This is a genomic window from Rhizobium phaseoli (assembly GCF_010668805.1).
Lineage (GTDB): Bacteria > Pseudomonadota > Alphaproteobacteria > Rhizobiales > Rhizobiaceae > Rhizobium > Rhizobium phaseoli_A.
On record NZ_WUFT01000008.1, the window covers coordinates 250,191 to 262,530 of the forward strand.

The 12,340-nt window shown below is 63.6% G+C and carries 9 protein-coding genes and 4 pseudogenes; all 13 read right to left on the minus strand.

What is annotated here, in order from left to right:
• Positions 1-161: 161 nt before the first annotated feature.
• Positions 162-650 (minus strand): annotated as a pseudogene (locus tag GR197_RS14855) (tail fiber domain-containing protein); the annotation flags it as partial.
• Positions 616-1,032: a GNAT family N-acetyltransferase gene (locus tag GR197_RS14860; protein WP_164010781.1), complete on the minus strand. Its 417-nt coding sequence runs from the start codon at positions 1,030-1,032 to the stop codon at positions 616-618. The pseudogene GR197_RS14855 and the gene GR197_RS14860, both read right to left, overlap by 35 nt.
• A pseudogene (locus GR197_RS14865) lies at positions 1,029-2,853 on the minus strand (hypothetical protein). Before GR197_RS14865 ends, GR197_RS14860 begins: the two are co-directional and overlap by 4 nt.
• A complete protein-coding gene (locus tag GR197_RS14870; RefSeq protein ID WP_164010783.1) occupies positions 2,850-3,557 on the minus strand; it encodes a hypothetical protein in 708 nt (235 codons plus the stop codon). The pseudogene GR197_RS14865 and the gene GR197_RS14870 overlap by 4 nt, the downstream one beginning before the upstream one ends.
• Positions 3,558-3,586: 29 nt before the next feature.
• On the minus strand, positions 3,587-4,153 hold the full coding sequence (locus GR197_RS14875) for a hypothetical protein (protein WP_164010785.1): 567 nt from the start codon (positions 4,151-4,153) through the stop codon (positions 3,587-3,589).
• Positions 4,154-4,388: 235 nt separating this feature from the next.
• A pseudogene (locus GR197_RS14880) lies at positions 4,389-5,174 on the minus strand (hypothetical protein).
• Positions 5,175-5,198: 24 nt separating this feature from the next.
• On the minus strand, positions 5,199-6,173 hold the full coding sequence (locus GR197_RS14885; RefSeq protein ID WP_003587937.1) for a phage major capsid protein: 975 nt from the start codon (positions 6,171-6,173) through the stop codon (positions 5,199-5,201).
• A gap of 32 nt (positions 6,174-6,205) precedes the next feature.
• Positions 6,206-7,285: a hypothetical protein gene (locus tag GR197_RS14890; RefSeq protein WP_164010787.1), complete on the minus strand. Its 1,080-nt coding sequence runs from the start codon at positions 7,283-7,285 to the stop codon at positions 6,206-6,208.
• Between the two features lie 92 nt (positions 7,286-7,377).
• On the minus strand, positions 7,378-7,689 hold the full coding sequence (locus GR197_RS14895; RefSeq protein ID WP_164010788.1) for a hypothetical protein: 312 nt from the start codon (positions 7,687-7,689) through the stop codon (positions 7,378-7,380).
• A gap of 17 nt (positions 7,690-7,706) precedes the next feature.
• Positions 7,707-9,806, minus strand: a complete 2,100-nt coding sequence (locus GR197_RS14900) for a hypothetical protein (protein ID WP_164010790.1) — start codon at positions 9,804-9,806, stop codon at positions 7,707-7,709.
• A pseudogene (locus tag GR197_RS14905) lies at positions 9,806-11,376 on the minus strand (terminase). The gene GR197_RS14900 and the pseudogene GR197_RS14905 overlap by 1 nt, the downstream one beginning before the upstream one ends.
• Positions 11,342-11,812 carry a terminase small subunit protein gene (locus GR197_RS14910; protein WP_164010792.1) on the minus strand — a complete coding sequence of 157 codons (471 nt, stop codon included), beginning with the start codon at positions 11,810-11,812 and terminating at the stop codon, positions 11,342-11,344. The pseudogene GR197_RS14905 and the gene GR197_RS14910 overlap by 35 nt, the downstream one beginning before the upstream one ends.
• A gap of 18 nt (positions 11,813-11,830) precedes the next feature.
• Positions 11,831-12,067, minus strand: a complete 237-nt coding sequence (locus GR197_RS14915; RefSeq protein WP_012556908.1) for a spike base protein, RCAP_Rcc01079 family — start codon at positions 12,065-12,067, stop codon at positions 11,831-11,833.
• Positions 12,068-12,340: the final 273 nt, after the last annotated feature.

The window sequence follows — 12,340 nt, forward strand, 5'->3', positions numbered from 1 at the left end:
CGTTTGCGATGGCAATGGCCTTCACAAGGGCCGAACGCGAAGGCCGTTCATCGGAATTTGGATTGAAGGAATGGCCACTGTCCATTCGGCAGAAAAGGCCGACAACAACAGGTGGAGCCTAAATTGCGGGCTCTAGCGACCCTTGACAGCAAAAGGGCTCCGGCATTGTCATGGAACATTGCGCTGGCTACCGAACAGCGACCCTTATCGGCTAGGCTCTGGTCGAGGCTTGCCTGATCGCGATCCCACTGGTTGTTGAAACCGGATTGCCAGTGATCGTTGACATATTTGTCGACATTGCCGGCGCTCAAATCGACGTTGGTGCCGAGTATGCCGGAGACCTTGCCGGTCTGATCATTGGCAAGCCTGGCAAGGCCGAGCTGCGTCTGCTGCGTCTGGTCATAGATCGCCTGGTTCTCGGGCGAGTACTTCTGATAGGCCGAATAGACCGGCAGCTGATACGTCTTGCCGTTCTGGTCGGTCATCGTGCTCTTGCCGGTGACCTTGTATTCCAGCGAACCATCCGGCGTGTACTGGTTGGTGTGGCTCAAGCCGGCATTGGCGATGGCGGTGTCGACGTTGGTGGCCGTCTGGGCCGCCGCGGTCTGGGTCGGATCAGGCGCCTTGGGGGCCTTCGGCGTGGAGACCATAGGGAAAATCCTCCTTCATGATTGCGTAAAGCAGCGCGTCGCAGTCGCCGAAATAGGCTTGCTGGCGGCCTTCCAGCCGCGCTCCGAGTCTTGCGAGCATCGTCTGGGCGTCGATATTGTCGGCTCGTGTCCTTGCGGTTGCGCGGCGGCAGCCGAGCTGTTGCACGACATAGCGAAACACCGATCGCATCAGCGTCCGCGTCAGCCGGTCGGCGGCAAGCGAGATCTCGACGTCATGCGCGGTCCAGACGTTGAAGACGAAGCCGGCGATGATCCGGCCGCGGTCGACATGGGCGAGCGTGGTGTAAGGCGGGTGGAAGCCGACGCCGATCCGGCCGCCGACCCAGGCAGCGATTTCCCCGCGCGGTTCGGAGACGATCAAATCGGCGCGCCTTTTTCATAAAGCACCGAACCGCCGACGACGGCCGCCTCGGAGACGGAGCCGGAGGAGCCGGAGATCAGCGCGCGGATCGTCGGCGCCAAGGCCGAACCGGCGCCACCGGCGGAGGCGAATTTGCGCACCAGCGACACGCCGGGGAATTTCGACACGCCCCAGACCGCCGTTCCCCATTTCGCCGCTGCATTGTTTTCGACCGACGACAGCAGCGCCGTCGGTATCTTGGTCTGGTAATCCACCGAGATCCCGCCATACATCAGCGAGGAAACGCCGATCTGCGCCGTCACTCCGATCAGCTTCGAGAGCTTGGTCGAGAGCCCGTCGCCATAGCGGCTCCACGCGCCGACCATCAGCGCGTCGATCGCCACGCCATTGTCGTTGGCGCCGACCTCGGCCTCATAGACGGTGCCGTCGCCGGCGCCGAAGAACAGCCGGTCTTGCCAGGTCGCCCAGCAGGAGGCCGGCATGCCGACGAAGCGGCACCAGGCGCCGGTTTCGGTGTTCATGACATATTGATAGGGGCCGAAGGAGGACGGCAGGTTGACGATCGCCATCTGCCTGGCCGGGAAGCTCGAAAGCTGCCATTCCTGCGATGTCGTGCCGGTCGCCGCCACCGTCTCGCGCCAGGTCGGGCCGATCCTGGCGGTAATCGCCCCGAGGCTGGTGGCGCCGCGGTCGAGCTGCACCGCCTTGGTGATCGGCACGATGCCGTCGGTGGTCATGATCGCGAGATCCGCGCCGACCGAAAGCAGGCATCGATCGCTGCCGAGCGGCCGGCCGAGCTTGAAGGTGCCGATCAGGCCCCAGTTCGAAACGCTCGAGGGATCAGAGCCCTGGAAGACAATCACCTCGCCTTCCGAGGAGATCAGCACCAGGCATTGCTGCAGGCCGGTGGAAACCGGAATGGTCCAGACGTTGATCGCAACCAGCGTACCGCCATATTTCATGTTGCCGCCGACCGGCAGCACCGTGGCCGCACCGCTGACGGCGTCGGTGGCGAGATACCAGACATTGGTCGAATTCTTCTCGATGAACCACAGGCGCGAGCGATAGGCGGTGACGGCGATCAGCAGCGAGGCGTCCGGTATGCCGGTGATCATCGTCGAGGCGACGTAAGGCGTGGCGACCGCGCCCTTTTCAAGCTGCGCATTGGTGACCGTTCCCGTCACGGTGACGACAAGCGTGCCGGCCGCCGGCGTGAAGGTGAGCGACACCCGGTTGTTGACGCCGGTGCCGGTCAGCGTGCCGGAAAAGGCGCCCGACAGCGTAACCGAGCCGGTGCCGAAGAAGCTCAGCGTGTAGGGCGTGTTGCGGACGGCAACGTTCTGGGTGGCGAGCGCTGCGGTGCCCACCAGAAAATTATTGGTCCAGGAGGTGCCGTTGAAGAGCAGCGGTGTGTCCAGGCCATTGACGAGGCGCAGGAATTCCTGGCCGGCCGGGTTGGTATATTGCTGCACCGACCAATGGGCGCTGGCCATGCCGGAGACGACGGGCGCACCGGCAGCCCCGCCCCACCGTCACGTCGAAGATCTTGTCGCCGGCGGCGGCAAACAGCCTGTTGCTGACGCCGGAATAGGGGATCACCGTCTGCACATCGGCGCCAAGGCCGCTTGAGAAGGCGAGGAAACCGTAGCGGGCGCGGACGCGGTTGGCCTCGGGAAAGAAATTGTCGAGCTGAAACGCCGCATCTTCAGGCATATCCGCCATCTCGACATCGGTTCGCCAGCCGCCGATCGGCGCGATCCAGTCTTTGCTCGGCGAAACGCGGCGGGTTCGGCCGTTTGCGGGGACAGGTCTGCGGGTCATGGATTTGCCCCCGTGATCGTGCCGGGCCAATAATTCTCGGGCGCCTGGCCCCTCGCCGGCAGCGAGAGGTCGATAGGGCTTGCGGCCCGGTCGGCGCCGATGGCGGCTTCCTTGGATCGCTCGAAACTGGCGATCTCCTCGCCGTAATCGAGGCCCTTGGCCCGCTTCCAGCGCCAGATCAGCGAGAGTTCGAGCAAGTCTTCGGGAAAACGGGCGGTATCGGTGTCGTTTGCCCAATTCGCCGCAGTGGTCGCGCCGCCATTCACCGCCACCCAGAAGCCGGAGATATAGGCATATTCCATCGTCTCGCCTGGAGCGTTCGGGTAGATGTCGAGCTTGCCGCCGGCCATGCGCCAGATCTGCGGCACCGGGCTGGAATTGAGGATCGTCTGGCGCTGCCAGGTCTGCGGCTCGACGGGGCCGTTGAGCTGCCAGAGGCGCGAGGCATTCCAGATCCTGGCATTGGCGGCGAAGCGGTTCCAGTCATCGGGCGGCTCGGCCGGCTCCGGATTTGCACCCGTGGTAACGAACTGCCGCCGCACCATCAGCGCCGACCAGTCATGCTCGCGCACCAGGTCGCGGCCGGCGCGGGTGGAGAGGATGCGCAGCTGCATGATCTGCGGATCCGCCGAGGACATGACGGCCGTCGGCGGATCGAGGTCGATTTCCGCGCAGACGTTCTGAATGATGGTCAAGAGCGACATGCGCGGGATCTCCGGTTCGGACCAGCGGTTCAGGCGGCGGGGCGGCTGCGGGCCTTGCTGCCCTGGGCGTCGTTTTCGAGCGCCTCAAAGCGGGAGGCCATCTCCTTCATCTGCGCCTGCAGACGCGTCACCTCATCCTTCAGCCGCTCGTTTTCGGCGGCAAAGGCCGACGCCGCGCTGGAGTTTTCGGCGGTGGCGAGATAGGCCCGGGCGGCGGCGGTAAGCTCGTTGGCGCCCATGCCGATCTTCTGCTTGGCGGTGTCGGAAAGGGCGGCGAGCTGCTCGACGGTGTAGATGTTGACCGCCTCCATTTCCTTGATCTGACTGGGCTTGAGATAAGGCCATTGCGTCAGCGGCGTGCCGGTCAGCTGCTCACGGGCCTCGGCGCCTTCCTTGAACCGCTTGTAGGCGTCGGAAAAGCGCTGTTTGTCGTTGTCGGTCACCTCGCGGTAGACCTCGGTATGCTTGTCGCCGGCGATGAAGATGCGGACGAATTCCTTATCGGCAAAGATCGGCCGGCCTTCCTTCTCGGTCAGAAAGGTCTGTTCGACCGGTTCGAGGCTGAAAGAGGCATAGATTCCGGTGTTGTCGGGCATTTGCTGGTCTCGCTGTTGATGGCGGGGAGATGCGGGCGCCGGAGCGCCGCTGTGATGTCGTGCCGGTGGCTGCCCCTCACCCTAACCCTCTCCCCGCTCGCGGGGAGAGGGGACGTGCCCCGCCAGACGTTGGCGAGGGACGCCGAGGGAGCGGCATATCCCCTTCGCCTCGCGCGCGGGGAGAAGGTGGCGGCAGCCGGATGAGGGGCACGCCAAACATAGAAAGATCGACGGCTTAGTTCACCTTCGACAGATATGGCCGCATCAGCGTCGCTTCGAGCACGCCCGTCGCGGTGATGGTGATGCCTGTGCCGTTGGCCGTTGCATTGGCCGAGAGCGTGATGCTCTGGACGACGCCGTTCGGGCTGTAGGTGATGCCCGAAATCGTCGTGCCGCCTGATATGCCGGTCCCGGCAACCGCCGCACCGATGAACGGACCGGAGCCGGCATTCAGACCGGCAATACCCCCCAGCAGGTTGGAGCCGTTGACCGTCGTCGCCGTGAACGTCTGGTTGGCGGCGGCAAAGTTGACGTTGGCGATGGCCTTGGTGGTGGCCGTGGCCGAGGCCGGGGCGCTTGCCTGGCCTGCGGTGGCGGTGGTTTCGGCAACGACGAGGGCCGCCGTTGCGGTCGCCACCTGCGACGGCGCCTGGCCGTTGCGCTGCAGCCAGAGGTAATAGGTGCCGGCGGCAAGGGTGATGGCGCCGACCGGACCACCGGTCAGCGTCGGCGGCTGGGCGGCCCCGGAAAAGACGCCGCAGCGCTGGCCGACGACGGCCGCCGCCGTGGTCAGCAGCGAAGCGACATAATCCCGGGTCCACTGGAACCACTGGCCGGGCTAAAGGGTGGTCTGCGAGGCCAGCACCAGCTGGCAATAGACCCATTCGGATTCACGGTCCCCGCCGGCGATCGCGCCGAGGGAGAAGTTCGGCCCGGGAATACCGGAGCCGGAAACGATCGGGCCTTCGACGACGAACGGGTTCGCGCCAAGACGATCGGACTGGATTGTTGCGACCGACATTTGCTTTGTTCCTTTCGTGGACGATCAGGCGAACAACACGCCCTGCAGGAAGGCGTTGTTCATGGTGAGGTTGCCGGCAAAGCCCATCAGCTGGACGAAGGCATCCTGGTTGGTGTTCATGCGCTCATCGCCGATCGGCGCCATGTCGCGGTCGCGGTGCGGGCGGTAGAACAGGTACTTGGTGTTCAGGAAGAACATCTGATTGAGCGGCGCACCGCCGCCGAAGCCGCCGTCGAAGATCACGTCGGCGCCCATGTATTGCAGCGACTGGAAGCCGGCCATGCCCTTGTCGGCCGAGGTGATGCGCTGGATCGCCTGCAGCGATTCCCAGTAGAGGCGGAAGAAGTTGTTGTCGGCGACGACGAGGTCGGGCGCGTCGGAGCCGCGCACGCAGGACATATAGAGCCGGTTCATATAGCTCTGGATGTTGGCATTGGTGGCGGCGGCACCACCATCGGCCGAGGCCGAGAATTTCTGGTTACGCCAGAAACCCCAGGTGGCGCGCGAAATGCCGCCGACGGTGCCCGAAGTCGGCGAGGTCGAGATCAGCAGCTGCAGGCCGCCGATCTGCCGGCCGCCATCGGCCGTGCCGTCGGAATAGCAGTCGAGCGCGATGTTGTTTTTCAAAGTGGTTTCGGCATTCTCGATGCGCTGCTCGAGCAGATCGAGGATCGCATCCTCGCCGGAGTTCTGCAGCTGTTCGAGGCCCGACATGGAGACGGCGACCGCGGCCTGCTTCAGGTCGTATTCGGCAGCGGTGATGACGTCGGAGGGCTGGACGTTGAGGATATCGTAGCCGGAATAGCGCTTGAAGGTACTATTCTCTTGATATTGCAGTTCCTGGACGATGGTCCGGCCGCCGGAGATCGGCTTCTTGCGGCCGCGGCTGTTGAGGCGGGTGAGAAGACCGTTGTTCTTCGTCACGTCGTCGGCGACCGTGCCGCTGCGGTTGCGCAGCGTCGTGGTGACGATTTCAGAGAGGTTGGGCGAAATGGGCATCGATCATTCCTTTGCTCAGAATTGGCCTTTGATCAGACTTGGCCGCGCGAAAAACGCATGGCGTCGCGCAGCGAGTCTCGGATGGAGGTGGGCTGGCCTCTTGCCGCATCGCGGGTCGGGCCCGGTGCGGAAGAACCAGAGATGGATCGCGAGGCGCGGCGGGCTTGATCTGCCGCTGCTGCCCTCTGGGCTTGTTGTTGGTGGACGGGCGCCGGCGCAGTCTGGCTGATCAACTGCTGGCGAATGTCCGGGCGCATCCAGCATGCGGCGTCGTAGGCGTCCTGGAGCGACGTTGCCCGCCCTGCGTTGACGAGGGCGATCATGTCGTCGAGAACGTCTTCGGCGTGCGCGTTTGCCGGATCGGAAAGGAAGGCATCGACTTGAGTTTCGGTGTCTCTTTTCCGCAAAACATGTTCGACCGTCGCCTCGACATTGAAAGATCGAGGCTGCGGTTGTGATCGGGCCTGCTGCGAATTGCGCTGCAGGATCTCTCCCGTCTGACCGTTGACCAGGGCGTGAAGGTTGACCCCGGCCATTCTGGCGACGTGAACGACGGTATTGACGGGATCGTGGATGAGCGCCTTCTCCCAATCGATCGCCCGGCGCATGACATCGGCATGGGTCATGCCGGCCTGGCGGACGATCGGGGTGAATTCCTCGAGCCCCTTGTAATCCTGCAGGACGCGGAAGCCGTTATCGACCTCCTGTTCGCGCTTGGCGATCGCCGCCTGCACTTCGTGGGGAAGGCTTGTGAACTGCGCCTTGGCTTCCGCCGACCAGCCGGGCGGAACCCGGTTGCCGATGGCTGCCGGCTGTTCGCTGCCCTGGCCGCGGCTCTGCAACGCCTGCTGGGCGAGCGCGGCATTTGCCGCAGGCGCCTGCCCTGCCCGCGCGGTGGCGGCGGCCTGTTCCTGCCCCTTGGCCAGGAAGCGGCCGTTTTCGCCGTCGCGCGGCTGGCCTGATATATCGCCCGGTCCATTGGCGTCGACGGTGTCGATCGCCGCTTTCAGGCTGTCGCGGATGCTGACGGGCCTATCGCTCAATGGCTTGTCGTCGAACGCACCAAAATCTTCGCTGCCGTTGCCGGCCTCGTTCAGGTCTTCCATATCCATTGGGAAATTTCCTATGTCGGGGATTGATGCCCGTTAGAGCTTTTATGCATGTCGTTATCCCGGAACCGCTACACACTTCCGGGCGACATGCATTAGGCGTTGTATTCGGCGTGCACGCGCCGCAGTTCGTTGCGGATCGCCGTTCGATCCGTCTTCGGCTTCTCGATCGGCTGCGGCTTTTCATTGCCGATCTCGATCACCCCGGCTGCCCGGTAGGCCGAGCGCAGCCTGGCCTTCGAGGTGTAATGCCGTCCGTCATGCATTGAGCGGATATCGATGCTGTCGCTGACGAAACGCGGTGCCGGCAGATCCGACTCCGCCGGATTTTGCGCCGGCAGACAATCGTGCGGCCATTGATCGAGCTGGTGCCAGCCGCCGCAGACGCGGCAATAGCGTTCTCTCATGCTGTTGCTCCCGAGGCCTATTGATAGGGGGGCTGCGCGGCGCGCATCTGGTCAATCGCCTGCGCCGCCATCTGGCCGCGCGCCTGTTCCACCGTGGCGCGATGCTCGATCTCGGCCTCTGCGACACTGAGTTCGGCTCTGCGCTGTTCGGCGCCGGCCTTCACCTCCGCCGTCTTCAGCTTCAGCATCTCGCCGGGCGAAGGCTGCGGTTCCGGTTTTGGCGCGGCTGCAGCCTGGGAGAGCTGGGCTCCCACCTGCTCCAGCGTGCTTTCGAGCTGGCGGCCGGCGCGGAAGCCGCGGGCGGCAAAGAGCAGCGTTTCGACCATTACCGGCACCAGCATCGGGCTCTGCTGCGCCATGGCGCCGGCCTGCTGCATGAAGCCGCCGACCATCTGGACGAATTCCATGCGGCGCTGCTTTTCGGCATCCTCGTCGGGCTCGATGGTCGAATCCGTTTCGATCTCTATCTGGAAGCCGCGAATGCTGTCATTGCGCAAGAGCTGCACCACCTCGTCGATGGTCGGCTGCTGCATCATCTGCTGCAGCTGCGGCGGCATTTCGGGCGGCGGCGGCGCCGGCTGGCCGGTCTGCTCTGCCCGCATGGCCGCCTGGTGTGCCGCCATCTGCATCTGCTGCATCTGCATTTGCACCTGCTGTTTCTCGGCCATGCTGGGAAGCCGGATGCCGCTGACAAGCATCAGCGTTTCCGGCTGGAACTGGTCGCAGATGATTTCGCCGGCAAGGCGGATGATGTCGCGGGCAAAGCGGGCCAGCTCGGCCTGGCGGTCGCGGATGCGGATCGAGCCCCACTGGCTCTTGATGCGCTGTGCCGTCGCGGTCTCCGACGCCTGGGTGTCGCCGCGGACGATGTCGGAAATGCCGGTGATCTGATAGACATCCTCGATCAGTTGCTTGCGGGCCGACATGCAGGCAATCAGGACTTTCTGCACCTCGTCGATCGGCAATGTCACGATGGCTTTCGAGCCGCCCTTGTCGGTAAACGCCGCCCATTCCGGGATCGGCACCATGACCATGTCGTTCTCAGGCCGCATCGCCTTCTCGATCGCCGGCGAAATCGCGCCGTCGCCGGAGGGATAAAACACCTTTAGCCGCAGCTGATCGGTCAGCTTGTTGATGCGTTTGGTCAAGAGATCGATCTCATCGCATTGCTGCTGGTAGTAGACATAGTCGGGAACCGGGATCAGCGAGCTCGTCGACATCGTGCCATAGGCCGGGCGCGGGCACGGCCAGAAATGCGTCAGGTCGAGCGGCGGCTCGGAGACTTCCAATGCCACCGGCGAGCCGTCGGCGATCCAGACGGTATAATTCTCGCTCTTGCACCAGATCTCCCAGACATGGGTCTTGCCTTCATTCTCCAGGCGCTCGGCCTGGCTGGCACCCCTATTGCCGGCCGTGCCTTCCGCCGCCCGCGATGCCATAGCCTCAGCGCCGAAGCGCTTCTCCATTTCCTCGTCGGTCATGGGAACGCGCCGCGCCACCCAGGTCACATCCTTCCAGCGGCGCGCCGGCGAATGCAGGAAGTCCGACCAGTGGACATAATCGATGCACACACGCTCGTCGCTGATCGCTTCCGACTGAGCACCGCCGATCTCAGCGGGCAAACTCTCGGGTCGATTTTGGGCTGCCGCCGGGTCCGAGGGCTGGACGCCCATATCGAGCGGCTCGAAATCGGCCTCATAACGCAGCCACACCGTGCCGCGGGCGCAGAGCAGGAAATCGTCGCGCACCGCCCGCATGATCGAATCGATATCGGCCTCATCGCCGGTATAGGCGAGATTGCGCTCGACCAGCTCCGAAGCGATGCGCGCCACCGGCTGGGCATCCTTGAAGCGGCGCTCGACGACCGGTTGCGGCACACGGGCATAGACGGCCGGCTGAAGCACCGAGGTATTGGCCCAGAGCATCGGAAAGCGGCGCTTGGCCGCACTCGTCTGGTCGGATTGCTGGTCGAGATAGATCTTCTCGATCTTGACGCAGCGGTCGTGCCAGGATTTGAAATAGCGCTGCGCGCGCTCGAGCTCCTGCTGCCAATGGGCACCGACCTTGGCCGGATCCCAGCGCTGCCCGCCCTCTGAAGCCGTTATTTCGTCTTCCATCAAACACGCTCGCTTTGGGTCGGAGTGGAATCGGCAAAATCGTTGAATGTCATCGTCTGGAATGTCGGCAGCGGCTTACGCTCTGGCTTCAGCGGTTCGGGCGCCAGTCCGGTGAAGATGATCGCCAGCCCGCCGAAAGCATCGGCACCGTGTGATGCCCAATTGTGCAGCGGCTCGTCGCGAAAGACGCTCAGATCCTCGTCCCAGTCCTTGCGGTAATTGCGCAGGCATTTGATGCCCTCGATGCAGCCAGCCTGGTCGAACTCGATCCTGGCCAGCATGCGCCGGGTGGCGTTGATGCGGTCATGCACATAGGCGCGCTCGACCTTGCGGACCGTGCCGAGACCACGCGCCCTCACCTCTTTCAGCATGACCTCGATGCGGGTCATGCCGCCGCGCGTCCACTCCCGCACCTTGATGTCATGCGGCATATTGTGGACGCCGTAGATATAACCGTGTTCGTTGGCGCGCCGCTCCAGCTCGTCGAGCATGCCGTCCATGCCGCTGCCGGTATGCTCGAAATAGCCGATCATCCTGACCCGGCCGGGCAGCACCTGAAACAGCCAGACGCTGTTGGCATCGTCCATGCCGATGTCGGAAATGGTGTGAACCGGATAACCGTCCACATGCGGGAAAACCCCGATACGCTCTTCGGCGTCGGCCACCGCCATCTGGTCGGCATAATAAGCACCTTCGACGCTCGCCTCGAAAGCCTCGGCCGGCGTCGAGGGATATTCGCGCTTCATGTCGCCGAGCTGGGTTTCGGCCTTCTTGACGTACCAGGCCCTCTGCCCGTCGGTCAGGGTGATGCCCTGCTCTTCAAGCTGGCGGAAATATTTGGCGAAAGCATCGCTGACGATGACGCCGTGAGGCGCGATCGCATATTGCGGCTCCTTCCACCACGGGAAGAAATGGAACTTGAAGTCCAGTTCGGTGAGCTTGGCGACTTGCCGCTGCTTGACCTTGGCATCCTCGCAGAGCGTATAGAAATGCCCTTCCTGGCCTTCCGCCGTGCTTTCGATGAACACCAGCTGGCCGGCCTGCACCGTATTCAAAGCGCCGGTGCGCACCTCCCGCGCCTTGTCGGGATATTTGGCGCACAGTTTGCCATATTCGGAGATGTGCAGATATTGCAGCGTCCCCGAGCGCAGCGACGTGCCGACGCGGATGCTCGAATTGTTGGCGAGCAGCAGTTCGGCCTGGTTGCCCCTGACGACGGGCACGGCGTTGCGGATACCCTCCGGCAGATTGTCATAGGGATATTTGACCTTGTCCCGGAAATCGTCTGCACGTCGCCGAGCGTATGGGCGATGGTGCCGGCGCGGATATCCCGGTTGAAGACGCAGGCATCAAGCATGAAGATCTGGATGAAGGTGGTCAGACCGAGCTGGCGGGCCTTCAGCAGCACGTTGAGATAATGCATCTCTTCGAAAAACGTCATCTGCGTCCAGTTCATCTCGAACCTGACGCGCCGGCCCGCTTTGTCGGTGATCCAGTAGAGATTGTTCAGCCGCCAGCGCCAGTCGGAAAACTGATCAACCGCCGTTTGGAAGTCCGCGGGTTTTGCCATTGATATCTTCCAGCAATTGCGAGACTTCGCCGGTCACGCCCTGTTCGGGCTCGGCCTTCGAGCCGTATTTCTTCGGCTTCAGCTTCTCGGCAACCCATTGGCGGGTGGCGATGCGCAGCTGCGAACGCCGGATCGCCTCGCCATTCTCCTGCCAGCCAGTGGTATCGCCGGCGGCATTCTTCTTCTCGATCCAGTCATTGCTGCGGTCGTCGGCAATCTCGACCAGCTCGTCGACGAAACCGTCGGCGAGGATCTCGCGCGCCAGCGCATAGCGCGCCCGAAACCCCGCCTTGCCGTCATCGGCGAGCCAGGAGAGCACCGTCGATTTCGCCGGCATATCCTCATCCCGGCAGATCGACCGCAGGCTTTCCCGGTCGGCAATGCGCTCGCAGATCTTCTCGGCCAGCGCCTGGGTGAACTTGGTCGGTCTGCCCATAGGTCTGTTTCTGAAAGCTCAGAACAGCGCGATGATGTTGGACGCCGTGGTCCCGGTCAGCGCCACGATGGCCGCATGCACCGGCAGGATCGTCCCGGCCGGCACGCTCTTGAAGACCACCGGATCCACATCCCGCCGCGGCGCAATCGCCACATCACCGGCCGTGCCGATATAAAGCGCACGCGCCCCGACGATCGCACTATCATTCGGCGTCACCGCTGCTGCCCGCGAGGCCGGAGCAATCGAAGCGTCCATTGTGGTTCTCCTTTGAAGAGGTGGGTGTCCATGCCGACGCTGCCGCAAGGGCGCGCTTAGCTCCGATAGGTTTGGCGAAAACCTCCCTCCACCCTCCGACATCCCAGGCCTCGAGCCTGGGATCCATGCCCACGTCTGGCGGAGGCCAACGTGGATCCTCGGGTCAAGCCCGAGGAGGACGGAGAAAGGGGTCGGCTCTGCGCCAAACCCGCGGTGGCGTTCGATGACACTGGCCGGGGAGGCTGGGCGAATGCATGCAATCGAAGAGCGATA